Origin of the sequence: Catenuloplanes nepalensis (assembly GCF_030811575.1) — a bacterium.
GTDB classification, from domain to species: Bacteria; Actinomycetota; Actinomycetes; order Mycobacteriales; family Micromonosporaceae; genus Catenuloplanes; species Catenuloplanes nepalensis.
The window spans coordinates 3581303-3606445 of sequence record NZ_JAUSRA010000001.1; the positions used below are offsets into that span (position 1 = coordinate 3581303).

At 73.0% G+C, this 25143-nt stretch carries 19 protein-coding genes; 16 read left to right on the forward strand and 3 right to left on the reverse strand.

Annotated elements, in window-relative coordinates; translation table 11 throughout:
• Window positions 1-11: 11 nt before the first annotated feature.
• Together J2S43_RS15365 and J2S43_RS15370 are read right to left on the reverse strand one after the other, a co-directional pair.
• Window positions 12-2531 (reverse strand): DEAD/DEAH box helicase, encoded by a 2520-nt coding sequence (locus tag J2S43_RS15365; protein WP_306829715.1) that lies wholly within the window; start codon window positions 2529-2531, stop codon window positions 12-14.
• Between the two features lie 11 nt (window positions 2532-2542).
• The gene (locus J2S43_RS15370; protein ID WP_306829716.1) at window positions 2543-2815 is read right to left on the reverse strand and encodes a hypothetical protein; all 273 of its coding nucleotides are present in this window, start codon (window positions 2813-2815) and stop codon (window positions 2543-2545) included.
• Between the two features lie 41 nt (window positions 2816-2856).
• Here J2S43_RS15370 and J2S43_RS15375 point away from each other — a divergent pair, with 41 nt between their 5' ends.
• The 4 genes from J2S43_RS15375 to J2S43_RS15390 are packed head-to-tail and all read left to right on the forward strand — an operon-like array spanning window position 2857 to window position 9468.
• Window positions 2857-4143, forward strand: coding sequence for a GlnX family signal transduction membrane protein (locus tag J2S43_RS15375; RefSeq protein WP_306829717.1), 1287 nt, complete (start codon window positions 2857-2859; stop codon window positions 4141-4143).
• Window positions 4140-5312, forward strand: a complete 1173-nt coding sequence (locus J2S43_RS15380) for a transporter substrate-binding domain-containing protein (RefSeq protein ID WP_306829718.1) — start codon at window positions 4140-4142, stop codon at window positions 5310-5312. Before J2S43_RS15375 ends, J2S43_RS15380 begins: the two co-directional genes overlap by 4 nt.
• A gap of 8 nt (window positions 5313-5320) precedes the next feature.
• Window positions 5321-6592: a hypothetical protein gene (locus J2S43_RS15385; RefSeq protein WP_306829719.1), complete on the forward strand. Its 1272-nt coding sequence runs from the start codon at window positions 5321-5323 to the stop codon at window positions 6590-6592.
• On the forward strand, window positions 6589-9468 hold the full coding sequence (locus J2S43_RS15390; protein ID WP_306829720.1) for a serine/threonine-protein kinase: 2880 nt from the start codon (window positions 6589-6591) through the stop codon (window positions 9466-9468). The genes J2S43_RS15385 and J2S43_RS15390 overlap by 4 nt, the downstream gene beginning before the upstream one ends.
• A 118-nt stretch (window positions 9469-9586) precedes the next feature.
• Here the strand turns inward: J2S43_RS15390 and J2S43_RS15395 are convergent, their stop codons facing one another.
• Window positions 9587-9862, reverse strand: a complete 276-nt coding sequence (locus tag J2S43_RS15395) for a hypothetical protein (RefSeq protein ID WP_306829722.1) — start codon at window positions 9860-9862, stop codon at window positions 9587-9589.
• 322 nt (window positions 9863-10184) lie between these two features.
• Between J2S43_RS15395 and J2S43_RS15400 the strand changes: the two genes are divergently transcribed.
• The 12 genes from J2S43_RS15400 (at window position 10185) to J2S43_RS15455 (ending at window position 25082) form a co-directional block, all read left to right on the forward strand.
• On the forward strand, window positions 10185-10934 hold the full coding sequence (locus tag J2S43_RS15400) for a PP2C family protein-serine/threonine phosphatase (protein WP_306829724.1): 750 nt from the start codon (window positions 10185-10187) through the stop codon (window positions 10932-10934).
• Window positions 10934-12238, forward strand: a complete 1305-nt coding sequence (locus J2S43_RS15405) for a vWA domain-containing protein (RefSeq protein WP_306829726.1) — start codon at window positions 10934-10936, stop codon at window positions 12236-12238. Before J2S43_RS15400 ends, J2S43_RS15405 begins: the two co-directional genes overlap by 1 nt.
• An 8-nt stretch (window positions 12239-12246) precedes the next feature.
• Complete coding sequence (locus J2S43_RS15410; RefSeq protein ID WP_306829728.1) at window positions 12247-12996, forward strand: FHA domain-containing protein; 750 nt, start codon at window positions 12247-12249, stop codon at window positions 12994-12996.
• A 751-nt stretch (window positions 12997-13747) separates the two neighbouring features.
• Entirely contained in the window at window positions 13748-15883 is a 2136-nt protein-coding gene (locus J2S43_RS15415; protein WP_306829730.1) for an Agd3-related carbohydrate-binding protein, read from the forward strand.
• Window positions 15884-15953: 70 nt separating this feature from the next.
• Entirely contained in the window at window positions 15954-17753 is a 1800-nt protein-coding gene (gene pelF / locus J2S43_RS15420; RefSeq protein ID WP_442320035.1) for a GT4 family glycosyltransferase PelF, read from the forward strand.
• On the forward strand, window positions 17750-19285 hold the full coding sequence (locus J2S43_RS15425; RefSeq protein ID WP_306829734.1) for a hypothetical protein: 1536 nt from the start codon (window positions 17750-17752) through the stop codon (window positions 19283-19285). The genes pelF and J2S43_RS15425 overlap by 4 nt, the downstream gene beginning before the upstream one ends.
• Before the next feature lie 33 nt (window positions 19286-19318).
• On the forward strand, window positions 19319-20113 hold the full coding sequence (locus tag J2S43_RS15430; protein WP_306829736.1) for a sugar phosphate nucleotidyltransferase: 795 nt from the start codon (window positions 19319-19321) through the stop codon (window positions 20111-20113).
• On the forward strand, window positions 20110-20997 hold the full coding sequence (locus tag J2S43_RS15435; RefSeq protein ID WP_306829737.1) for an NAD-dependent epimerase/dehydratase family protein: 888 nt from the start codon (window positions 20110-20112) through the stop codon (window positions 20995-20997). Before J2S43_RS15430 ends, J2S43_RS15435 begins: the two co-directional genes overlap by 4 nt.
• Window positions 20994-22073: a glycoside hydrolase family 191 protein gene (locus J2S43_RS15440; protein ID WP_306829739.1), complete on the forward strand. Its 1080-nt coding sequence runs from the start codon at window positions 20994-20996 to the stop codon at window positions 22071-22073. Before J2S43_RS15435 ends, J2S43_RS15440 begins: the two co-directional genes overlap by 4 nt.
• A 29-nt stretch (window positions 22074-22102) precedes the next feature.
• Window positions 22103-23422, forward strand: a complete 1320-nt coding sequence (locus J2S43_RS15445) for a nucleotide sugar dehydrogenase (RefSeq protein WP_306829741.1) — start codon at window positions 22103-22105, stop codon at window positions 23420-23422.
• On the forward strand, window positions 23419-24390 hold the full coding sequence (locus tag J2S43_RS15450) for an NAD-dependent epimerase/dehydratase family protein (RefSeq protein ID WP_306829743.1): 972 nt from the start codon (window positions 23419-23421) through the stop codon (window positions 24388-24390). Before J2S43_RS15445 ends, J2S43_RS15450 begins: the two co-directional genes overlap by 4 nt.
• Window positions 24387-25082, forward strand: coding sequence for an endo alpha-1,4 polygalactosaminidase (locus tag J2S43_RS15455; RefSeq protein ID WP_306829747.1), 696 nt, complete (start codon window positions 24387-24389; stop codon window positions 25080-25082). The genes J2S43_RS15450 and J2S43_RS15455 overlap by 4 nt, the downstream gene beginning before the upstream one ends.
• The last annotated feature ends 61 nt before the right edge of the window (window positions 25083-25143 follow it).

Sequence of the window (25143 nt, forward strand, 5' to 3'; positions counted from 1 at the left end):
CGGGACGCCGGTCACATCCGGCTGACGTCGGTCACCTTCAGCACGGCGACGCCGGTCTCGTCGGAGGCGACCAGGTCGACGACCGCGGTGATGGCCCAGTCGTGGTCCTCGGCGGGGTCGTCGAGGACCTGGCGGACCGTCCACTCGGTGCGGTCCTGGGTGATCTGGAGTAGGGCCGGGCCGCGCGCGTCCGGGCCGATGCCGATGTCCTCGTGCTCGTCGTAGTACGGCGCCAGCGCGTCGGCCCAGGCGGCCGCGTCCCAGCCGGCCTCGGCGTCCAGCTCGCCGAGCGCGGCCCACTGGTGCAGGGCGGCCAGCTCGACCCGGCGGAACATGGCGTTGCGGACCAGGACCTTGAACGCGCGCAGGTTCCGGGTGACGGCCGGCGGCTTGTCGTCCAGCGGCTGGGCCGTGATCAGGGCGCCCGGGTTGCGCAGCCGCTCCCACTCGTCGAGCAGCGACGAGTCGACCTGGCGGACCAGTTCGCCGAGCCACTCGATCAGGTCGACGAGTTCCTCGGTCTTCGCGTCCTCGGGGACGGTCTGGCGCAGCGCGCGGAACGCGTCCGCGAGGTAACGCAGCACCAGCCCCTCGGAGCGGGACAGGCTGTAGAAAGAGACGAACTCGCCGAACGTCATCGCGCGCTCGTAGAGGTCGCGGACGACGGACTTCGGCGCGAGCTCGTAGTCGGCGACGTACGGGTGACCCTGCCGGTAGGTCTCGTACGCGGCCTCGAGCAGCTCCGCGAGCGGGCGCGGGTGGGTGACCTGTTCGAGCAGCTCCATGCGCTGGTCGTACTCGATGCCCTCGGCCTTCATCGCGTTGACGGCCTCGCCGCGCGCCTTGAACTGCTGCGCGGACAGGATCTGCCGCGGGTTCTCCAGCGTGGACTCGATGACCGAGACGACGTCCAGCGCATAGGAGGGCGCCTCCCGGTCGAGCAGTTCCAGCGACGCGACCGCGAACGGTGACAGCGGCTGGTTCAGCGCGAAGTCCAGCTGCAGATCCATGGTGAGCCGGACGGTGCGCCCGTCCTCGTCCGGAGTGTCGAGGCGCTCGATCACGCCACCGGCCAGCAGCGCGCGGTAGATGAGAATCCCGCGGTGCACCAGGCGGCGCTGCGACGCGCGGTCCTCGTCGTTCTCGGTCAGCAGCCGGCGCATGTGCGTGAACAGGTCACCGCGCCGGGCGAGGACGTTCAGCAGCATCGCGTGCGACACCTGGAACGACGACGTGAGCGGCTCCGGATCGGCCTCGACCAGACGGTCGAACGTGGGCTTGCCCCAGCCGATCGTGCCCTCCGGCGGCTTCTTCTTCACCACCTTGCGGCGCTTCTTCGGGTCGTCACCGGCCTTGGCCAGCGCGCGCTCGTTGTCGATCACATGCTCCGGCGCCTGCACCACGACCCGGCCGATCGTGTCGAACCCGGCCCGGCCGGCCCGGCCCGCGATCTGGTGGAACTCGCGGGCGCGCAGCAGCCGGGTGCGGATGCCGTCGTACTTGGACAGGCCGGTGAAGAGCACGGTGCGGATCGGCACGTTGATGCCGACGCCGAGCGTGTCCGTACCGCAGATGACCTTCAAGAGGCCGGCCTGGGCGAGCGTCTCCACCAGCCGGCGGTACTTCGGCAGCATTCCCGCGTGGTGCACGCCGATGCCGTGCCGGACCAGCCGGGACAGCGTCCGCCCGAAGCCGGCCGCGAACCGGAAGTTGCCGATCATCTCCGCGATGGCGTCCTTCTCGGCCCGCGTCGACACGTTCACCGACATGAGCGACTGCGCGCGTTCGAGCGCGGCCGCCTGGGTGAAGTGCACGACGTACACCGGAGCCTGATGGGTGGTCAGCAGCTCCTCGATCGTCTCGTGCATCGGCGTGATCACGTAACTGAACAGCAGCGGCACCGGCCGCTCGACCGAGCGCACCACGGACGTCGGCCGCCCGGTCCGCCGGGTCAGGTCCTTCTCGAACCGGGACACGTCGCCGAGCGTCGCGGACATGATGATGAACTGCGCCTGGGTCAGCTCCAGCAGCGGCACCTGCCACGCCCAGCCGCGATCCGGTTCCGCGTAGAAGTGGAACTCGTCCATCACGACCTGGCCGACGTCCGCGTCCGCGCCCTCGCGCAGCGCGATGTTCGCCAGGATCTCGGCCGTGCAGCAGATGATCGGCGCGTCCTCGTTGACGGAGGCGTCGCCGGTCAGCATGCCCACGTTCTCCGGCCCGAAGATCTCCACCAGCGAGAAGAACTTCTCCGAGACCAGCGCCTTGATCGGCGCGGTGTAGAACGTGGTGCCGTTGCGCGCCAGCGCCGCGAAGTGCGCGGCCGTCGCGACCAGGCTCTTGCCCGACCCGGTCGGCGTGTTCAGGATGAGGTTCGCGCCGGAGACGATCTCGATCAGCGCCTCCTCCTGATGCGGATAGAGGCTCAGGCCCCGCTCCTGCGCCCAGAGACTGAAGATCTCGTAGAGCGAGTCGGGGTCCGCGGTGCCGGGCAGCCGGTCGGTCAGCGTGGTCATGGTGTCACCGATCATGCCTGGTCCGGTCACGCACACGCCAACCGGGCTTCATCGCCCCTCACGATCTCGGTCACGCTCCGCTCAGCGTTGAACACGACGCCATCCGCACTCACGACCTCGGTCACGCTCCGCTCAGCGTTGAACACGACGCCATCCGCACTCACGACCTCGGTCACGCTCCGCTCAGCGTTGAACACGACGCCATCCGCACTCACGACCTCGGTCACGCTCCGCTCAGCGTTGAACACGACGCCATCCGCACTCACGACCTCGGTCACGCTCCGCTCAGCGTTGAACACGACTTCTACCGTGAATTCGACGAGCGGAAAGGGCTGAGGCCATGGTGATCACGGAGAGTCCGGCACGGGAGCGCCTGACCGCCGGTCTGCGGCACACGCCCGGCCGGCTCGCGCTCTGGATGACCGTGCTGATCGCGCTCGCGCTGCTGGCCGGCCTCGCCGCGGTCACCGACGTCCGGCAGCGCGCCGCGCACGTCGACACGCTCGCGGTGCGGCACGGCCCGCTCACCATCGCCGCGCTCGACCTCTACCGCGCGCTCTCCGACGCGGACGCCACCGCCGCGTCCGCGTTCCTCTCCGGCGGCCTGGAACCGCCCGCGCTGCGCGACCGCTACCTCGCCGACGTCGCCGAGGCCGGCCGCGCGCTGACCGTGCTCGGCGCGGGCCTGACCGGCGCGGACGACGCCGGCGCGGCGCACCTGGCCGTGCTCAACTCGCGGCTGCCGATCTACACCGGGCTGATCGAGACCGCGCGCACCCTGAACCGTCAGGGCCTGCCGGTCGGCGCCGCCTACCTGCGCGAGGCGAACGGGCTGATGCGCGCGGAGCTGCTCCCGGCCGCCCAGCGCGCCTACCAAGACGCGGCCCACGACCTGCGGGAGTCCCGCAGCGGCGGTGGCGCGGTGCCATGGGCGGCCGTGCTCCTCTGCCTGCTCACGATCGGCGGGCTGGTCGTGGTGCAGCGCCGGCTGGCCCGGCTGACCCGGCGCGTGCTCAACCCGGGCCTGCTGGTCGCGACCGGCGCGGCCGTACTGCTGACGCTCTGGCTGGTCGTCTCCGCGGCCGCGTCCGGCATCTACCTCGCGGGCGGCCGGGACGACGGCTCCGACCGGATGGAGCTGCTGGCCGCGGTGCGGATCGCCGCGCTACAGGCCCGCACGGACGAGGCGTTGACGCTGGTGGCGCGCGGCTCCGGCGGCGCGTTCGAGAAGCACTGGACGGAGACGATGGAGCCGATCACCCGCGACGGCGGCACGCTCGACGCGCTCCGCCGCCCGGCCACCGACGCGGACGCCCCGCACCTGGACCGGGCCGTGCAGGCCGCGGACGCGTGGGTGGCCACGCACCGCGACGTGCGGGCCAGGGACGACGGCGGCGACTACCCGGGGGCGGTGACGGCCACGCTCGGCGACGCGGCCACCCACTCGGCCGCGCTCGACGACGCGCTCGGCGCCGCCATCGCGGCCGACGGCGACGTCTTCGCCGCCGAGGCCCGCCGGGCCGGCGCCGCACTGCGCTTCGCCGACCTGGCCGCGGGCGCGCTCACCCTGACCATGATCGCCGGCATCGCGATCGGCGTGCAGCGCAGAAGGGCGGAGTACCGATGACCCTCCCCCGTGCCACCACACCGAGTTCCGGCACCACACCGAGTTCCGGCACCACACCGAGTTCCGGCACCACACCGGCTTCCGGCACCACACCGAGTTCCGGCACCACACCGAGTTCCGGCACCACGCGGCGCGGGGCGGCCGGTTCGGGCCGGCGGGTCCGCGTCACCGGCCGCCGCGCCGCGCGGGGACGCCGAGCCGCCGGGCTCGCCGCGGCGCTGCTGACCGCCGCGGTGCTCGCCGGCTGCGCGACCGGAGGCTCCGGGCTGCCCCGCGTGGAGACCGGCGCGGGCGTGCCGATGCCGGTCGGCGCGCAGGACCCGGCGCCGTCCCCGTCCGCGCCGGACGCGGGCGCGCCGGGCTGTGACCCGCGGGCCAGCCTCCGCCCGGCCGGTCCGCTCCCGCTGCCGGGCAGCATGCCGGCCGGCAGCACGATGGCGGCGATCCAGCGGCGTGGCACGCTGATCGCGGGCGTGGACCAGAACAGCTACCGGTTCGGCTTCCGGGATCCGCTGACCGGGCAACTGTCCGGCTTCGACATCGACATCGCCCGGCAGGTCGCCCGGGCGATCCTCGGCGATCCGAACAGGATCCAGTTCCGGACCGTCACGTCCGCCACCCGGATCGACGCGATCCGCAACGGCGAGGTCGACCTGGTGATCGCGACCATGACGATGAACTGCGAGCGCTGGCAGCAGGTCAGCTTCTCCACGGAATACTTCACGGCCGGCCAGCGCGTGCTGGCCGGCCGTGGTTCCGGGATCACCGGCATGGACGACCTCGGCGGCCGGAAGGTCTGCGCGGCCGCGGGCAGCACCTCGATCCGCAACATCGCGGCGCACCCGGCCCGCCCGGTCGCGGTCGCGGTGTCCGGCTGGACCGACTGCCTGGTGATGCTCCAGCAGAACCAGGTCGACGCGGTCTCCACCGACGACAGCATCCTGGCCGGGATGGCCGCGCAGGACCCGAACCTCGAGGTGGTCGGCCCGGCGTTCAGCGACGAGCCGTACGGGATCGCGATCAGGCAGGGCAGCGACGACCTGGTCCGGTTCGTCAACGGCCTGCTGGAGACGCTCCGCGCGGACGGCACCTGGGCGCGCACCTACGGCACCTGGCTGTCCGCGCTGAGCGGCGACACCCCGGCGCCGCCGGCCGCGAGGTACCGGTGACGCCGCCGATGAGCCGGGACGAGGCCGACGCCGCGCTGGTCGGCCTCACCGCGGCGCACGACCGGATCTCCGCCGCCATGTACTGGCTGGACGACCACCCGGGCCTGGCCGCGCTGCGCCGCACCGGGCTGACCGGCCGGACCGCGCGGGTGGCGACCGAGACGCTGCACCGGACCGGCGTGCTGTGGTCCCGGTTCGCCGCGCTCGGCGCCCGGCTCGACCAGGCGCGCGCGGCCCGCGCCGCCGCCGGAGCCCGGCCGGGCGCGGCCGACCTGCACGGGCTGACCGCGCTGCTGCGCGGCCCGTCCGTGGCGATCGACCCGGACGGCATGGTCGTCGAGGCCGGGCCGCCGTCGCTGACGCTGCCCGCGCTCGCGGACGACCTGGAACGGCAGGCCGCGGAGGTGCAGGCCGAGTGCGCGCGGGTACGGACCGCGCTGGCCGCGATCACCGAACGGATGACGCCGCTGACCACCGCGCTCGACCGCGCCCGCACCACCGCGGCCGGGCTCGGCGACACCGCGAGCAGCTCTACCCCGCGGGACGGCGGACCCGAGGCCGCGCTCGCGGACATCGACGCACGGCTGGCAGTCGAGCACCTCGCCGCGCTCGCCGACCCGCTCGGCGCGGTCGGCGCGGGTGCGGACCGGCGGGCGGTGGCGCGGTTGCGTGGCCTGGCCGAGGAGGTCAACCGCGTCGCGGCGAACCTGGCCGGGCTGGCCCGGCTGCGCGACGCCGCGCCCGCGCGGCTGGACCGGCTGACCCGGGACGTGGACGCGGTCGCGGCCGCGGAGCACCGCACCGCCGAGGTGTTCCGCACCGTGCACGAGAAGATCCTCGCGCCCGGGCTGCCGGAGCCGCCGGCCGCGGCCGGGTCGCTGCGCGCCCACCTGCGGCAGATCGCGGAGATCCAGCGGGAGCGGCGCTGGGCGCGGCTCGGCGACGAGCTGGACGCGGCGGAGCGGGGCGCGGCCGCCGCGCTGGAACGGGCCGGGCACCTGTTCGAGGCCGCGGACGGGCTGCTGCGCCGCCGCACCGAGCTGCGCGGGCGGCTGTCGGCATATCGGGCGAAGGCGGCGCGGCTCGGCCTGATCGAGGACGGGCACGCGGCCACGCTGCACGAGGCGGCCGAGACGCTGCTCTACACGTCGCCGTGCGACCTGCCGGCCGCGACCGTGGCCGTGGTCGCCTACCAGCGCGCGCTGGCCGGCGCCGGCCCGGAGCCGACCGTCATCCCGGCCTGGAACACCGAACCTCCGCGAGGGGAGCGACCCAGATGAGTGCCGACTGCCGGCGACCGGGCTGCCCCGGGCGGTACAGCCCGGACGGCTACTGCGACGAGTGCGGCCACCGGGCCCCGGACGACCTTCGATCACAAGCCACCGCAGCGGGTACGCGGGGGTCCGCGCGGACCGGCACCGGCCGTACCCGCGGCTCCCGCTCGGCACGCACGGCCGGCGGGCGCGGACGGCTCGGCGCCGGGCTGGTCGAGATGACCCGGGTACCGATGCGCGACCCGGCCGCCGCGGTGATGGCCGAGCCGGTCGTGGCCGAGACGAAGCGGTACTGCACCGGCTGCGACAAGCCGGTCGGGCGCGCGCGGGACGGGAGGCCAGGCCGCACCGAGGGTTTCTGCCCACACTGCGGCACCGCGTTCTCGTTCGTGCCCCGGCTCGGCACCGGCGACCTGGTCCACGACCGGTACGAGGTGCTCGGCGCGCTCGCGTACGGCGGCCTGGGCTGGATCTACCTGGCCCGGGACCGGCACGTGTCCGACTCCGTGTCGGACCGCTGGGTGGTGCTCAAGGGGCTGATCGACACGTCCGACCCGGATGCGGCCGCGGCCGCGGTGACCGAGCGCCGCTACCTGGTCGAGATCGACCACCCCGACATCGTCAAGATCCACGACTTCGTGCAGCACCCGGACCCGAAGACGGGCGAGCCGGCCGGTTACATCGTGATGGAGTACGTCGGCGGCGAGTCGCTGAAGGACCTGCTGGTCGCGCGGCGCGAGCAGACCGGCGCGGCCGGCATGCCACTGCCCGAGGTGATCGCCTACGGCGTGGAGATCCTGCCCGCGCTCGACTACCTGCACGGCCGGGACCTGCTGTTCTGCGACTTCAAGCCGGACAACGTGATCCAGGCCGAGGAGCAGCTGAAACTCATCGACCTGGGTGCGGTCCGGCACCTGTCCGACGCGGACTCCGCGATCTACGGCACGCCCGGCTACCAGGCGCCGGAGATCGCCGAGGACGGCCCGTCGGTCGCGTCCGACCTCTACACGGTCGGCCGCACGCTGGCCGTCCTCGCGCTCGGCACCCGCGGCTGGACGAGCACCTACGCGCACCGGCTGCCGACACCGGCCGAGGCGCCGCTGCTGGCCGAGCACGACGCGTTCCACCGGGTGCTGCGGCGGGCCACCCACCCGCGCGCGGAACGCCGGTTCGCGACCGCGGCCGAGTTCAGCGAGCAGCTGCTCGGCGTGCTCCGCGAGGTCCTGTCCGTCACCGACGGCACCCCACGCCCGAGCACGTCGCTGCGCTTCACCCCGGAACGCCGCCCGTTCGGCACCGCGGCCGGCGACACCACGGCCGCGTTCCGCCCGGGCACCGCGCTCACCGCCGCACTCACCGCCGCGCAGGGTCGCTCACCGGCCGCCACGGGCGGCCCGGCGCCCGGAACCGCCACGGTCGCGTCCGCCGGCCCGGGCACGAGCCGGTCAGCCGGAACCGGTGCGAGCCGGTTCACGGCCGGAACAAGCCGGTTCGCGGCCGGAACAAGCCGGTTCGCGGCCGGAACAAGCCGGTTCGCGGCCGGAACCGGCGCGGGCCACCGGGCATCCGGGACCGGGGCCGCAACCGCGGCGGGCGGGCCCGGCATGGACCGGCCGGCCGGCGCCGGCGCGGCCCGGACCGGTTCCGTGGGCGGCGCCGCACGACAGGCGTCCGGCGATCCCGGCCCGGACCTGCGCGAGGTGGCGGCGGCGCTGCCGACGCCGCTGGTGGACGTGCTGGATCCGGGAGCGGGCTTCCTCGCGTCGATCGGGACCGGCACGCCGGCCGAGGTGGTGGCCGCTCTGACCGCCGCGCCGGTGGACAGCCCCGAGGTCTCGTTCCGGCTGGTCCGGGCGCACATCGAGGCCGGCGCGCTGGACCGGGCCGGCACGGAGCTGGACGAGCTGGCCGCGGAGGACCCACTGGACTGGCGGGTCGACTGGCACCGGGGCCTGGCCGCGCTCGCCGCCGGTGACGCCGTGGCGGCCCGGGACGCGTTCGAGGCGGTATACCACGCGTTGCCCGGTGAACGGGCGGCCCGGCTCGCGCTCGCGGCCGCCTGCGAGTGCGCGGGCGACCTCGAGGCGGCGGCCGGCCACTACGCGCGGGTCTGGGCGGCCGATCGCGGATTCCTCAGCGCCGCGTTCGGGCTGGCCCGGCTGCGCCTCGCGGCCGGCGACCGGGCCGGCGCGCTGACGGTGCTGGACCAGGTGCCGGAGAGCTCCGCGCACTACCTGACCGCCCAGGTGGCCGCCACCCGCGCCGGCATCGCCGGTGGCTCGATCCGCACGGTCGCCGGTAGCACCGGCACGGGCAGTACCGGCACGGGCAGCACCGGCGACGCGCACATGAGCAGCACCGGCACGAGCGGCGCGGGTGGCAACGGCGCAGTCGGCAGCGCGCACGCGAGTGGCGCTGGCATCAGCGGCACAGGCGCGAGCGCCAGCGGCACAGGCGCCGGCGCCAGCGGCACAGACGCGAGCACCAGCGGCACAGGCGCCGGCGCCAGCGGCACAGGCGCCGGCGCCAGCGGCACAGGCGCGAGCACCAGCGGCACAGGCGCGAGCACCAGCGGCACAGGCGCGAGCGCGGTCGATGACCTGCTCGGTGCGGCCCGGCGGCTGGAGCGGCTGGCGCTGGACACGGAACGGCAGTCGTGGCTCGCGGCGGAACTGCTGGAGGCCGCGCTGGAGTGGCTCGGCGACAACGGCGCGGCGTCCGAGGTGCCGGAGCGGATCCTCGGCAACACGCTGACCGAGCGCGGCGTGCGGTTCGGGCTGGAGCGCACCTACCGCGTGCTGGCCCAGCACGCCCGAACCCGCGAGGAACGATATGCGCTGGTCGACCGCGCGAACGCGGTGCGCCCGAGGACGCTGGTGTGAGCGCGCACCCGGCCTGCCCGGAGCACGGACCCGCCGACGAGGACGCCACGTTCTGCGAGGTCTGCGGCCGCAACCTGCACACCGGCGCGCTCCCGGCACCCCGCCCGCGCCCACGGCCCTACCCCCGGCCGCAGGCCCGCAACGGAGCCCTCCCCCAGACCGGCGCGCACACAGCCGACGCCCAGCCGGCCGACGCCCAGCCGGCCGACGCCCAGCCGGCCAGCGCCCAGCCGGCCAGCGCCCAGCCGGCCAGCGCCCAGCCGGCCAGCGCCCAGCCGGCCGACGCCCAGCCGGCCAGCGCACGACCGGCCAGCGCACGACCGGCCAGCGCACGACCGGCCAGCGCACGACCGGCCAGCGCACGACCGGCCGGACAGGTGGCTCCCGCGGGCACGGCGGCGGGAGACGATCGGGCGCGGGGGACGCGCCCGGAGGGCGCCGCGACGCGCGGTGCGGGGATGTCCGCCCCGTCGGCTGACGGGGCCGCCCGGGGGACCGGCTGGAGCGGCGCGAGCGTGGCCACCGTACCCTCGCGGGATTTGCGGGATGCCGGGGAAGGTGACGGTTACGCGTGGCGGTCGGGGCGCGAGACTCGGGGGGTCTGTGCCGCGTGCGGCGCTGCCGCGAAGGCGGCGGGCGGGTGGTGCGGTGAGTGCGGGCGGCGGGTCAGCTCGGCACGGGACCGGGCCGCACCGGCGATGGACGGCGTCGCGGCCGTGACCGATCGGGGGGCGCGGCGGCGGCACAACGAGGACGCGGTCGCGGTCGGGCGCGCGGGTGACGCGGTCGCGGCCGTGGTCTGTGACGGGATCTCCACGGCCCGGCGCGCGGACGAGGCGGCCACCGACGCGGCCGAGGCGGGCGTGTCCGCGCTGCTGGAGGCGCTCGCGGGCGGCGCGGGCGGGCTGGCCGCGACCCGGCACGCGGCCACGGTCGCGGCGCGCGCGGCGGCGGCGACCGGGCGGGCCGAGGACGGGGACGCGCCGCCGGGCTGCACCTACGTGTCCGTGGTGGTGGCGGTGGACGGCGTGACCGTGGGCTGGGTGGGTGACAGCCGCGCCTACTGGGTGGGCGCGGACGGTGACGCGCAGCAGCTGACCGTGGACGACTCGATCGCCGCGCTGCGGGAGGCCGGGCTGCCGGTGCCGCCCGGTCTGGCGGACGTGGATCCGGACTCGCGGGCGCTGGTGCGCTGGCTCGGCGCGGACGCGGGCGAGGTGACGGCGCGGGTCCGGCACTTCCGGCCGGCGCGGCCCGGGCACGTGGTCGCGTGCACGGACGGGCTCTCCCGCTACCTGCCCTCCCCCGCGACGCTGACCGCGGCGTTCACCTCCGGCGCGCCGCCGGTGGAGCTGGCCCGCACGCTGACCTCGCTGGCGATCGACGCGGGTGGCGACGACAACATCGCGGTGGCGGTCCTGCCCGTCGCCGTCGCCGAGGCGAACACGGGATCGAGGAGAGTGTGATGGCGGAGGAGAGTAACGGGCCGCGGTTCGAGGCGGAGGTGGATCAGAACGAGTTCCTGCCGGAGGGCGGGCGCACGGTGGACGCGATCCTCACCGTGACCGCGACCGGCGGGAGCGGCGGCGGCCAGGCGGCCGGTGCGCGGACCGCGCAGATCATCATCGTGGACGTGTCCGGGTCGATGGCCGCGCCGGCCACGAAGATGACCGAGGCGAAGAAGGCGACCGCCACCGCGGTCGACACGCTGCCCGACGGTACGCCGTTCGCGGTGATCGCCGGGAACGGCGCCGCGACCATGGTCTACCCACGCGAGCCGGGCACGGTCGTGGCGGACGCGCGGACCCGCAGCGAGGCCCGCGCCGCGATCGGCCGGCTGTGGGCGAACGGTGGCACCGCGATCGGCCGCTGGCTGGACCTGGCGAACTTCGTCTTCGCGGGTACGCACGCGGACATCAAGCACGCGATCCTGCTCACCGACGGCGAGAACCAGCACGAGTCACGTGAGCAGCTGGAGCGGGTCCTGGCCGCGTGCGAGGGGAAGTTCATCTGCGACGCGCGCGGCGTCGGGCACGGCTGGGTCGCGGAGGAGTTGCGGCTGATCTCCTCGGCGCTGCTCGGCACCGCGGACGGCCTGGAGTCCCCGTCCGGGCTGGCCGCGTCGTTCACGGCGATGACCAGGGCCGCGCAGGGCAAGTCGACGGCGGACGTGGCACTGCGGCTGTGGACCCCGGCGAACTCGGTGATCAAGTCGGTCAAGCAGGTGTTCCCGCAGGTGGAGGACCTGACCGCGCGGCGCACGGAGGTGAGCGCGCGGATCGGCGAGTATCCGACCGGCGCGTGGGGCGCGGAGAGCCGGGACTATCACATCACGGTCGACGTGGAGCCGGACGCGGTCGGCGAGGAGATCCTGGCCGGCCGGGTCAGCCTGGTCGCCGGCGGGCAGGTGCTCACCGAGAGGCTGATCCTGGCGACGTGGACGGACGACACCGCGCGCTCGACCCGGATCAACAAGCGGGTGGCGCACTACACCGGGCAGGCGGAGCTGGCCGTGGCGATCCAGGAGGGCCTGAAGGCGCGCGACGCGGGCGACGAGGACACCGCCACCGCGAAGCTGGGCCGCGCCGTGCAGCTGGCCGAGGAGACCGGGCACACGGACACCGCGAAGCTGCTCGCCCGGGTGGTCGAGGTCGAGGACGCGAGGACCGGCACGGTCCGGCTGAAGCGGCGCGCCGCGGACGAGAACGTCGAGATCATCAACGTCCGGTCCACGAAGACGGTCCGGGTGCAACGGCAGCAGGAGGGCTGAGGACGGCCATGACGACGGCGACCTGCCCGAAGGGGCACGACTCCGCGACGCTCGACTACTGCGACACCTGCGGCGCGCCGATGGACGGCGCCCGGGTTCCGGATGCCGTCACCGGATCCGGTGCTCCGGATCCGGACGTGACGCAACCGGTGTCTCCCGGATGCCCGCGGTGCGGGACCCCGCAGGACGGGCGGTTCTGCGAGGTCGACGGATACGACTTCCTGCTGGCGCCGCCGCTGCCGGAGACGCCCACCGCACCGATCCCGCCGCCCGGCCCGGCTGCCGGCCCGGCTGCCGGGTCGGCCCCGCGGACGGGCCCCGGAGCCGCTGGGACGGCCGCACAGCCCGCGGGCCGGCTGGAGGTCGTGGTGGGTGCGGACCGGGCCTACTTCGACGGTGTCGTCGCGCAGGGCGGGGAGGACGCCGGCGGCATGGTGTTCCCGCGGTTCGCCGCGCAGCGCCGCTTCCCGCTGACCGGCGAGCGGCTGCTGATCGGCCGCCGCAGCCGGTCCCGGGGCGTGCATCCGGACATCGACCTGGCGAGCCCGCCGGAGGACCCCGGCGTCTCGCACACGCACGCGCTGCTGCTCAACGAGGGCGGAAAGTGGTCCATCGTGGACCTGGGCTCCGCTAACGGGACATACGTCAACGATCCGGCGAGTGCCCCCATCCCGGCGGAAAACCCGTTCCCGCTGCGGCCGGGCGACCGTGTCTACGTTGGAGCGTGGACGTCGCTGACCGTGAGGGAAGCACAATAGACCCCTCCGGCCCGTCCGGCCAGTAGTGCCGGATATCTGACGGCACCTTTCTCCGGAAATGACGCCCGGATTCGCGATCGCTCGTCATTGGGCGGCTGTGCGGTGAATTCCCGACAGCACAGCCGTTTCAATTTCGAGCGAGACCGGATCGCGCTTTCCCGCGATTACCGAGGTCAACGCGCTATCGCGGGTAACACGCCGCTCGCTTTGGACGGCACGCCCTGATTGCTCTACATGGGATGATCAGGACCGGTTGTGCCCGATTCACGCACGCCCGATCCCGGTCGGCCGTCCGGATGACCCACACCTCCCCCGTACGGCCGAGGTTGCCGACCCGTCCGGTCGTTTTCGTCACTCCTTGCGGGCATAGCGAACGCTCTGCGTAGCGATCTAGCGACGTTCGACCGATGCGCTCCGGCGGTCCGGCCGCACCGGAATTTGCACCGCACCCATGTCCACGGCGTTAGCCGGCCGTTACACACGCACCCGGAAAGCCCACGTCAAGACCATGAACAGGACTCGCATCCATAGAGACCTGGATTGATCTCGATGGCTGCAAACGATTTTCCGGTGGTTTTCCGCTACCACTCGCGCACCGCGGCGTCAATGCGCAAATCGCGGGCAGAGGGCCCCTTGCGATCATTGCCAGCGTTCTCCATTGTTTTCGCCGGGCACCGCCGTCCCGGGCCCCGGCCAGGCCGGACAGTCCTGGATGGACAACTCACTCGGCTCCTCATCGGAGGTTCACCACATGGTCCTCACCGGACCCACGCGCCGCCGTGCCGCGGCGCGCATCGCACTCGCCGGGCTGACCGCGCTCGCGGTCGTGCTCGGCGGCCAGACGCCGGGCAGCGCACAGCTCCCGGCCGCGCCCAGCGCCCAGCCGCCGTCCGTCCCCGGTCTCGGCCAGGTCGACACGCCGGCGTTCGAGGTGCCGGGCCCGCTGCCGAAGCGGTCGGGCAGCGTCCCGCAGGTGGCGCCGAAGGCCGGCTCCGCCGCCGCCCGCGCCGCGCTGGTCAACGACCAGGTCATGCTGAAGGCGCTGATCATCGGCGTCGGCACCGACGACTTCGGCGTCGCGACCTGGAAGGCCACGCTGGACCGGGTCGGCGCCAAGTACGACGTGCTCGACGCGGCGACCACGAACATCACCACCGCCACGCTGACCACCGGCTCGGTCGGCAACTACAACGCGATCCTGCTGACCAACAGCATGCTGCTGCTGCCGAACTTCTCGTCGGCGCTCGACCCCACCGAGTGGAACCTGCTCTGGAACTACGAGCTGAACTTCGGTGTCCGCCAGGCCGCGCTCTACACCAGCTACGGCACCTGGCCGGAGACGTACTGCCTGAACGGCGTCTCCGAGGGCGGCGTCACCGGTGACACGGTGCTGCCGGCGTCGCTGACCACGGCGGGCGCGGGCGTGTTCGACTACCTGAACCCGTCGGCGCAGATCCCGGTCCAGGAGTCGTGGGTCTACCGGACCTCGCTGGTCTCCGGCTGCAACGGCCAGGCGCTGCTCAACGACGCGAACGGCAACGTGCTCGCGGTCAAGGCCACCACCAGCGGCCGGGAGAAGATCGCGCTGACGTTCACCTCGAACGTCAACCTGATCCAGTCGGACCTGCTGGTCTACGGCCTGTTCGAGTGGGCGACCAAGGGCCTGTTCCTCGGCGAGCGCAAGCACCACCTGAACGTCGACATCGACGACTGGTTCAACAGCGCGGACCACTACAAGGAGGACGGGACGATCGAGTACGACCCGGGCTTCCGGGTCAGCGGCCACGACACGGTCAACCTGGCCGCGCAGCAGACCGCGCTGAGCACCGCGCACCCGAAGGCCGGGGAGTTCAAGTTCAACCTGGCCTACAACGGCGCGGACATCGACACGTTCGCGGGCGACACCTGCTACCCGAACGGTGACGAGACCACGCTCACCTCGACCACGAAGTGCCTGAAGGACAGCTTCCGCTGGCTCAACCACACCACGAACCACCCGGAGCTGAACCACACGAACTACGCGGACTCGCTGTTCGAGATCCAGGACAACGCCACCCGGGGTGCGAACATCGGGCTCAACGTGCCGGCCACGGTCCTGAAGACCCCGGAGTACTCCGGTCTGGGCGTCTACAACCCGAACCCGGACGACGACACCGGCCCGCCCACCGACTACGGCCTGGCCGGCTCGAACCAGGCGTTCCTGGACGCGGCCGCGTTCGCCGGCGTCACGCACGTGCACGGCAACATGTCGTTCAACAGCCACAAGCCGGCGAACTTCAACACCAGCATCGTGCACCCGCTGAAGAACAGCATCAAGCTGGTGCCGGACTGGCCGACGAACATCGCTTACCACACCACCACGCCGCCGGAGGAGACGCACTTCTACAACTCCTTCTACGGCCCGAACGGCCTGTTCCCGTACTGGCCGACCGACCGGACGTACCAGCAGATCCTGGACTACGAGGCCGGCGTGATCGGGTTCCAGCACGTCGCCACCGGCTCGATCTACTCGCACACGTTCCACATCGCGAACGTGCGTGACTACGGCAGCGGCAACACGCTGGTCACCGACTGGGTCGACAACGTCATGGACCGGTTCGAGGCCACGTTCAACGTGCCGCTGATCAACTCGCCGTGGACCGGGATCGCGTCCTACACCGACGCCCGGAACGCGCACTTCGCGGCGCTGAACGCCAACGCGAACGCGGTCTACGACCGGGTCGCCGGAACCATCACGGTGTCGGTCCCGAACGGCGGCACCGTCCAGGTCGGCGGCGTGGCCACCACGGTCACGAACGCCACCACCTACGGCACCGCGGTCACCGCGCCGGTCACCGTGGTCAGCGCCGGCCCGCCGGTCGTTGTCGCGGCGGCGCCGCGCCTCTAACAGCAGCACCACGACAGAACAACGGAACCAAGGCGAGAGGAATCGGGGGCCGCGGATGAGAGTCGCGCTGGTGTCGGAAGGCACCTACCCCTATGCGATGGGTGGCGTCAGCGTCTGGTGCGAGCAACTCATCCGTGGCATGCCCGACTACCGGTGGGAGGTCGTCGCCCTGACGGTCGACGGCACCGAGAAGCCGGCGTTCGCCTACCCGGAGAACCTGGACCGGGTGCACAACATCCCGCTGTGGGGGGCGCGGCCGGAGCGCCGCCGCCCCCTCGGCCGGGCGCTCGCGCCGGTCCGCCGCCCCGGGGCCGGATTCGTCGAGTCGTACGAGGTGTTCCTGCGCGCGCTGGTCACCCCGCTGGAGTCGACCCGTTCCGAGGAGGGCGCGGTCAACCGCAGCATGTTCCTGCTGGCGCTGCGCGGCCTGTTCGAGTACGCCAACGACGGCGGCGACCTGAGCGCCGCGCTGGTCTCCAACGAGGCGCTGGACATGATGCTCGAGGCGTGGCACACCCTGCGCGTGGACGAGACCGCACCCACGCCCACGGTCGCGGACGCGCTGGAGGCGGCCTGGCTCATCTCGCACATGATGCGCCCGCTGTCCGCTCCCCCGGTCAAGGCCGACATCGTGCACGCCTCGATGAACGGCCTGGCCACGCTGACCGGGATGGCGTCGAAGTGGGCGTACGGCACGCCGATCGTCATGTCCGAGCACGGCATCTACCTGCGCGAGCGGTACATCGCCTACCTGCACGACGGCGCGCCGCACGCGGTCCGGGTGCTGGTGCTCAGCTTCTTCCGGTCGCTGGCCGGCGCGGCCTACCTGATCTCCGACGTGCTCGCGCCGCACTCGGCCTACAACCGGCGCTGGCAGCTGCACAACGGCGCGGACCCGGACCGCATGTGGACGATGTACAACGGCGTCGAGCCGGACGAGTTCCCGGCCGCGACCGGTGAGCCGGACGCGCCGACCATCTCGTTCATGGGCCGGGTCGACCCGCTCAAGGACCTGCACACGCTGATCCGCGCGTTCGCGATCGTCCGCAGGGAGATACCGGACGCGAGACTTCGGATCTTCGGCGGCACCCCGGTGGCGAACCGGGTCTACCACGCCTCCTGCCAGGAGCTGATCGACGAGCTGGGGCTGACCGACTGCGCCACCCTGGAGGGCCGGGTCGGCAACGCGGTCGAGGCCTACCACGCCGGCAACATCGTGGCGCTGACCAGCATCTCCGAGGGCTTCCCGTACACCGTGGTGGAGGCGATGGCGTGCGGCCGGCCCACGGTCTGCACGAACGTCGGCGGTGTGGCCGAGGCGGTCGCGGACACCGGCATCGTGGTCGCGCCGCGCGACTTCGAGGCCGTCGCCGAGGCCGCGATCACGCTGCTCAAGGACCGGGAGCGCCGGCTGCGGCTGGGCGCGGCGGCCCGTGCCCGGGTGCTGGAGCACTTCACGCTGCGGCGCTCGCTGGAGGCGTACCGGAACGTCTACGAGGGCCTGGCCAAGCCGGCCGAGCAGACCGCTGCCCCGCGTCACCTGCGCGGCCAGACCAAGGGCCGGGTCCCGGTGCCGGAGAAGCGCACCCGTCCGGGCGTCGCGCCGGTGCCGAAGCAGCGCTCCCGCAAGGGCATGGCGGCGGTGCCGCGCAGAGACCCGGGGGTACGCCCGGCGTGGCCCCCGCTGCCGCCGGTCCCGGTCTCCGCGGTCGTCGACGAGACCGTGGAGACGACCGGCACGGACGAGACCACGGTGCTGCCCCGCACACTCCCCGTACCGCGCGGCCCCGGCTCCGACGAGACCACGCTGCTGCCCCGGCTCACGCTCGACTCCGACGACACCACGAAGCTGGACGGTGAGGCACGATGACGCTCTCCAGCGACGTCGGCGACGAGGTCCCGAGCAGGAACCGGCGGTCCCGGGCCGGCGGCGGCATCATGGCCGCGGCCCGCGCGGCCAGCGAACACGAGGGGCCGGCCACCGACATCACGGTGCTGCTGCCGAAGATCTCCACCGACCCGATCGACGACCTGGTCGAGAAGGTGCGGCCGAAGCTCGGCAAGGCCGTGGACGCGCTACAGGTCGCGGCGCTGCTGGAGTCGGACGGCCACACCGACCGCGCGGCCCGCGTGGAGTACGGCTACACCGACGTCTTCGCGCTCGCGCTCGAGGTCTACAAGCGGATGGGCCCGCCGTCGCCGGTGCTGCCGGACGAGCCGAACCCGGTCGTGCTCACCCAGGGCCGCCGGGACGCGCTGCGCACGCTCGCGCACGGGCCGCTCTACGTGCTGCCGTCCGCCGCGTTCCCGGCCGTGCTGGCCATGGTCGGGATGCGCGCGCTGGTCATCGGCCTGGTCGCGGCCGGCACGCTCGGCTGGGTGCTGTCCGGCACGGCCGCGCACGCGGCGTACCGCATGCTGGGTCTCGGCCGGGAACGCTCCGCCGCGCGGATCCTGTTCTGGTCCGCGGTCGCCGGGCCACCGCTGGGCCTGCTGCTCGGCGTGATCGTCGCGCTCGGCTGGGGCGGCGGGCCGGAGCTGGTCGCGATGATGACCGGCCAGCTCGCCTACCAGATGGCCTCCACGCTGGTGGTCTTCTACCGCCGCGAGCTGTGGCTGGCGCTGTCCATGGTGCCCGCGTTCGTGCTCGGCGCGCTCTACCTGATCCTCGGCGGTGCCGGGCTGCGGCTGGCGTCGGTCGGCGTGACCGTGCTCGGCGTCGCGGCCGCGTACGCGTTCGCCCTGATGGCGACCACCCGCCGGCACGGCGAGGAGGAGACGAAGGAACCGCCGCTGCTCGCGTCGCTGCGCCCGGAGCGCCGCGCGCTGATCGGCGTCACCGGCTACGGCCTGGCCTCGGCCGCGCTGCTGTTCCACGCGGAGGCGCCGTACCTGCTCGGCCGGCTGGACATCGCGATCGCGGCCGTCCCGCTGATCCTGTGCATGGGCTTCGTGGAGTGGCGGGCCAACCGGTTCTGGGCCGAGACCGTGGCGCTGACCCGCCGCGTGCACCGGCCGGCCGCGTTCGTCGCCGGCGTCTGGCGGTCGATCGCCCGCGAGGTGCTCGCCTGCCTCGCCGCACCGGCGGTCGCCGCGCTGCTGCTGCTGATCGGCCTGCACGTCGCCGGGCTGCTCACCACGGCCGGCGTGCTGATGACGGCCGCGCACGTGGCGCTGGCCGGCGCGTACTACCTGGCGTTCCTGCTGGCCGGGCGCGCGCGCTTCGGCTGGCTCTGCATGACCATGACCGTCGCCATCGCGCTCCACCTGGTGCCCGCCGCGGTGCTGCGGGCCGGGCCGGTCCTGGACACCTCGCTCTACCTGGGCAGCGTCCTCGCGCTGCTCGGGCTCTTCGCCGCAGGTCTCGTCCCGGTCATCGGGCAGGCCCGGCACTACCGGTAAGACACGAGCTCAACCGACCGTGGGGAGGTCTGGATGCACGCGGTGATCCTCGCCGGGGGCAAGGGTGTACGGCTCCGTCCGTACACGACGGCCCTGCCGAAACCCCTGATGCCCATCGGGGACAGCCACTCGATCCTGCAGATCGTGCTGGAGCAGCTCGCGTCGTGCGGGTTCACCTCGGTGACCCTCGCGATCAACCATCTCGGCCCGCTGATCCGCGCCTTCGTCGGTGACGGCAGCGAGTGGGGACTGACGATCGACTACGTGGAGGAGGAGAAACCGCTCAACACGGTGGGACCGCTGTTCGGGCTGAAGGACAGCCTGCCGGACGAGTTCCTGGTGATGAACGGCGACGTGCTCACCGACCTGGACTACGGTCACCTGCTGCGCACGCACGCGGACTCCGGCGCGGCCGTCACCGTGGCCACGTCCGAGCGGGTGCACCGGATCGACTTCGGTGTGCTGGACAACGCGGACGGGCGGATCACCGGGTTCCGGGAGAAGCCGTCGCTGACGTACTCGGTCAGCATGGGTGTCTACGGCATGTCCCGGAAGACGATCGCGCCGTACCCGGCCGGTGAGCCGTTCGGCTTCGACCAGCTGGTCCTGGACCTGCTGGCGAAGAACGAGCACGCGGCGATCTACCCGTTCGAGGGGTTCTGGCTGGACATCGGCCGGCCCGAGGACTACGACGAGGCGAACCGGAACTTCGCGGAGCTCAAGCCGATCCTGCTCCGCGAGCGGATCATCGTGCCGCCCACACCGGAGGCGATTCTGGCGCCGCCGCCGCTGCCCACCCCCGAGGCCGTGACCGGGGAGCCGGTGTGACGCGGATCCTCCTGTTCGGCGCGTCCGGGTTCATCGGCGCGCACGTGCGGTCCGCGCTCGCGGCGGATCCGCGCGTCGCCGAGGTGCTCACGCCCGGCCGCGCCCAGCACGACCTGATCGCGGGCGACGTGGACGGGCTGACCGCGCTGCTGCGCGCGTCCGCACCGGACGCGATCGTCAGCTGCGTGGGCGCGCTCGGCGGCACCGCCACCGACCTGCTCGCCGCGAACACGCTGGTCGCGTCGAAGCTCCTGGAGGCGGCCGCGGCGGCGACACCCCGGGCGCGCCTGGTGCGGATGGGCTCGGCCGGTGAGTACGGCGTGGTCGAGCCCGGCCGGTCCGTGCGCGAGGACGACGCGCTGATGCCGGTCGGCGCGTACGGCGTCAGCCACGTCGCCGGCACCCGGCTGTTCTCGATCGCGGACGGGCTGGACGCGGTCTCGCTGCGCGTGTTCAACCCGATCGGGCCTGGGATGGGCGAGGAGACGCTGCTCGGCCGGGCCGCCGCGCGGATCCGGGCCGCGGTGGCCGACGGCGCCGGGGAGATCCAGCTCGGGCCGCTCGGCGCACACCGCGACTTCGTGGACGTGCGGGACCTGGCCGCGCTGGTCACCACCGTGGTCCTGGCCCGGGACGTGCCGAGCCGGGTCTACAACGCGGGCAGCGGGCGGGCGGTGACCGCGCGCGAGGCGGTCGGGCTGCTCGCTGCCGAGGCCGGCTGGACCGGGACGATCCGCGAGGCCGGGGCGGGTCCGTCCCGGTCGGCCGCGGTGACCTGGATCCGGGCGGACGTGACCCGGGCCCGGGACGAGCTGGGCTGGACGCCGGTGCGCGAGCTGGAGACGACGATCAAGGACGTCTGGAACGCCGGGGAGCGCCGGTGAACCAGGCTCGGTGGCGGCGGCGCTGGTGGATCCCGGTCACGGCCGTGGTCCTGGTGCTGCTGGCAGCCGGGGTGTGGGGACTCGTTGCCGAGGGTCCCCGCACCACCCCGCCTCCACGCGCCGGGGAGTCACCCTCTCCGGCGTCCTCCTCCGTCGTACCCTCGTCGCCTGGTCCTTCTGGTCCTTCTTCCGACTCGGGTGTCGGATCGGCGCCGCCCGGATCGCCGTCAGCCTCGGCCCCGGCTCCTCCGGCGCCGGCTCCAGGGAAGATCACCACCTGGGCGTACCAGCTGCAGGACTATCCGTCGGGGGGATTGCAGCAGCTGGCGGCCGGGCCGTACCAGATGGTGGTCATTGATCTTGCTCGGGACGCGCACAGCGACTTCTTCCGCAGGGACGAGATCGGCGCGGTCCAGAAGACCGGCAAGCGGGTGCTGTCCTACTTCGAGATCGGCAGCCTCGAGGACTTCCGGCCGGAGTACCCAGGCCTGCGCAGGGACGCACCGGAGATCTTCGCCAACGAGTGGGGCGACTGGCCGGGCGAGTACTTCGTGCGCTACTGGGATCCGCGCTGGTGGGACCGGGTGATCAAGGCGCGCGTCGACCAGGCCATCGCGTCCGGGTTCGACGGCGTCTACCTGGACACGCCGCTCGCCTACGAGGAGATCGACCTCGGCGCGGCGCAGGGAAGGGACCGGGACGCGCTCGGCCGGGAGATGACCGACCTGATCGTCAAAATCAGCAAGTACGCGAAGGAGCGCAAGCCCGGCTTCCTCATCGTTCCGCAGAACTCGCCGGAGCTGCGCGAGCACCCCGGCTACACGGCCGCCATCGACGGGATCGCGATGGAGGAGCTGTTCTACCTGGCCACCGACGAACCGTGCACCGAGGACTGGTGCACGGAGAACCTGGCGAACACCCGGGCACTGCGCGACGCGGGCAAGTTCGTGCTCGCCGTCGACTACGCGGTCCGCAGGGACGCGGTGTCGTCCGCCTGCGGCCGCTATCGGGCCGAGCGCTTCGCCGGCACGGTCACCGTACGCGATCTCGACCGGCCCGCCGCGATCTGCGGCTGACCGCTCACTTCCGAGAGGAGCACAACGCAATGCCAAGCAAGATCGGGGTCGTGGGCCTCGGCTACGTGGGCCTCACGCTCACCGCCGCCCTCGCCGAGAAGGGCTTCACCGTGTACGGCGCGGACGTGTCGCCGGCGATCCTGGACTCGCTGTCCCGCGGCCGCCCGCACATCTTCGAGCCCGGCATCGAGGAGATCTTCGCCAACCGGGTCGGCAAGGACATCTTCGTCTCCACGGAGCTGCCCGCCGACGTCGAGGTCGCCGTGATCAGCGTGTCGACGCCGGTCGACGACATCACCCGCCGCCCGAACCTGGCGAACCTGGCCGCGGCCGCGCGTGGTGTCGCCGCGTCCTGCCGCCCGGGGACGCTGGTCGTGGTGCGCAGCACCGTGCCGGTCGGCACGTCGCGCAACGTGGTGCTGCCGGAGCTGCGGGCCGCGTGGGGCGACGACGTCAAGCTGGTGATGGCGCCGGAGCGCACCATCCAGGGCCAGGCGCTGCGCGAGCTGGTCGAGCTGCCGCAGGTGATCGGCGGTCTCGACGCCGCCTCTCTGGACGCTGGTGTGGAGTTCTTCTCCGGCCTGGCGCAGACCGTCCAGACCGTGTCGGGTCTGGAGACGGCGGAGCTGGTCAAGCTGACCAACAACTGCCACACCGACCTGATCTACTCGTTCGGCAACGAGATCGCGCTGATCGCGGAGCGGCACGGGCTGGACCCGCTGGAGGTCATCCGGGCCACGAACGTGGACTACCCGCGGCCGGACATCGCCAAGCCGGGTTACGTCGGCGGCGGCTGCCTGTCCAAGGACCCGTACATCCTGATCGACTCCGCCGGCGATCGGCCGCCGTTCCTGGTCGGCAAGGCGCGCGAGCTCAACGAGTACCTGCCGATCCACGTCGGCGAGACGATCGTGAAGATGCTCAAGGAGGCGCGCGGGCGCAGCCTCGGCGCGCGGCTCGCGGTGCTCGGCTGGGCCTACAAGGGCTGGCCGGCCACGGACGACATGCGCGGCACGCCGATCGCCACCATGATGCGCGTCTTCTCGGCCGCGGGCGTGACCGTGATCGGGCACGACCCGCTGGTCAGCGACGACGTCATCCGGCAGTACGGCGGCGAGCCGGTCTCGCTGGACAAGGCGTTCACGGACGCGGACGCCGTGCTGATCATCAACGACCACCCGGACTACCGGGCGATCCGGATCCCGGACATCCTGGCCGGCGCGAAGCCCGCGTTCATCTACGACTCGTGGCGGGTGCTGGACGAGGCCGCGGTCCGCGACGCGGGCATCCGGTACGCGGGTCTGGGTTACCTTCCTGCTCCTTCGGTCTCTGAGGCGGTCTCGGCGTGAAGGCTCTTCTGCTCGGAGGTGCCGGCTTCATCGGCCTGCACCTGGCCCGCCGGCTCGTCGCGTCCGGTCACGAAGTGACCATCGTGGACGACTTCTCGCGGGGCCGTGAGGACGCGTTCCTGTCCGACGTGCGCTCGTCTCCGCTCGTCGACGTCGTGTCGGGCGACCTGACCGACCCGGCCGTGTGGGCCGCGCTGCCCGCCGAGGGCTGGGACCAGATCTACCTGCTCGCGGCCGTGGTCGGCGTGCGCAACGTGGAGAAGGACCCGGCCCGGGTGGTGCGGGTCAACACGCTGTCGGCCATGCACCTGCTCGACTGGGTCGCGCCCGGCTCACGCGTGTTCTTCGCGTCCACCAGCGAGGTCTACGCCGGTGGCGTCGACGCCGGGATCGTGCCGGTCCCGACGCCGGAGAACATCCCGGCGCAGATCTCCGACGTGACCGCGCCGCGCTTCGCGTACGCGGTCAGCAAGCTCCTCGGCGAGGCCGCGTTCATCCACACCTCGCGGGCGCGCGGCTTCGACGCCGTGGTCGGCCGGTTCCACAACGTGTACGGGCCGCGGATGGGCGCGGACCACGTCATCCCGGAGATGTCACTGCGCGCGCTCTCCCACGAGGAGCCGTTCGCGGTGCCGGGCGCGGACCAGTTCCGCGCGTTCTGCCACGTGGACGACGCGGTCTCGGCGATCCTGCTGCTGATGGCGTCCCCGGGCGCGCCGGGGCAGATCGTGCACATCGGCAACGACCGCGAGGAGACCAACATCGGCGACCTCGCCAAGCTGGTCCTGCGCGTCGCCGGCACGTCCGCCACGCTGGCCCCGTCCGACGCGCCGCCCGGCTCGGTCCGGCGCCGCTGCCCCGACCTGACACTGCTGCGATCCCTGACCGGGTACGAGCCGACCGTACCGCTGGAGGAAGGCGTCAGGACCACGTTCGCGTGGTACTCCGAGCACGGGCGGCCGCGGTGAGCGCCAAGGACCCGATCTGCTTCTACTACGGCAACGGCAAGCTGATCGAGCTGGCCGAGTACCCGCGCGTGGTGCTGCAGCCCGACTTCTACAAGCCCGCCGAGCTGACCTACCTGGCGGAGCAGGGCGTGCAGACGCTCGGCTACCTGTCACTGTCGGAGGACACCGGTCCCCCGGCCCCGTGGCAGCGCCAGGAACGCAACCCCGACTGGGGCGGCGCGTTCGTCCACGTCGGGCACCCACTGTGGGTGGAGCACGTGGTCGGCCAGGCGAAGTCCGCGATGGCACAGGGCTTCCACGGTCTGTTCCTGGACACGCTGAACGTCGAGCTGACCTACCCCGAGGACGTGCCGCACCTGCTCACGCTGGTCGGCGCGATCCGCGAGGAGGCCCAGCCCGCCTACCTGCTGGCCAACCGTGGCTTCGGCATGCTCCCCCGCCTCGCCGAGATCGTCGACGGCGTCGTCTTCGAGTCCTTCTCGGCCCGCTGGACCGAGGAGGGCTACGCCCCCTGGCCCGCCGACACCCTGGAGTTCCACGCCCAGATCGCCGAACAGCTCCTCCAGCTGGAGCTGGACCTGATAGCGCTGGACTACGCCGACACCCAGGGCCTCACGGACTTCGCCGTCCGCCGGGCCCGCCAGTTCGGCATGCAGTGCGTGGTCAGCGACCGGGCGCTGTCCCGCGTCTGACCGCGTTTCCGGGGCCGGCCCTTCACCGGCCCCGGGAACGCGGTGCGTTCCACGTCGCGGC

Coding starts and splice junctions, on each gene's coding strand:
- J2S43_RS15365 (WP_306829715.1), bottom strand. CDS start 2,531: ATGATCGGTGACACCATGACCACGCTGACCGACCGGCTGCCCGGCACC.
- J2S43_RS15375 (WP_306829717.1), top strand. CDS start 2,857: ATGGTGATCACGGAGAGTCCGGCACGGGAGCGCCTGACCGCCGGTCTG.
- J2S43_RS15380 (WP_306829718.1), top strand. CDS start 4,140: ATGACCCTCCCCCGTGCCACCACACCGAGTTCCGGCACCACACCGAGT.
- J2S43_RS15385 (WP_306829719.1), top strand. CDS start 5,321: ATGAGCCGGGACGAGGCCGACGCCGCGCTGGTCGGCCTCACCGCGGCG.
- J2S43_RS15390 (WP_306829720.1), top strand. CDS start 6,589: ATGAGTGCCGACTGCCGGCGACCGGGCTGCCCCGGGCGGTACAGCCCG.
- J2S43_RS15405 (WP_306829726.1), top strand. CDS start 10,934: ATGGCGGAGGAGAGTAACGGGCCGCGGTTCGAGGCGGAGGTGGATCAG.
- J2S43_RS15410 (WP_306829728.1), top strand. CDS start 12,247: ATGACGACGGCGACCTGCCCGAAGGGGCACGACTCCGCGACGCTCGAC.
- J2S43_RS15415 (WP_306829730.1), top strand. CDS start 13,748: ATGGTCCTCACCGGACCCACGCGCCGCCGTGCCGCGGCGCGCATCGCA.
- J2S43_RS15425 (WP_306829734.1), top strand. CDS start 17,750: ATGACGCTCTCCAGCGACGTCGGCGACGAGGTCCCGAGCAGGAACCGG.
- J2S43_RS15430 (WP_306829736.1), top strand. CDS start 19,319: ATGCACGCGGTGATCCTCGCCGGGGGCAAGGGTGTACGGCTCCGTCCG.
- J2S43_RS15445 (WP_306829741.1), top strand. CDS start 22,103: ATGCCAAGCAAGATCGGGGTCGTGGGCCTCGGCTACGTGGGCCTCACG.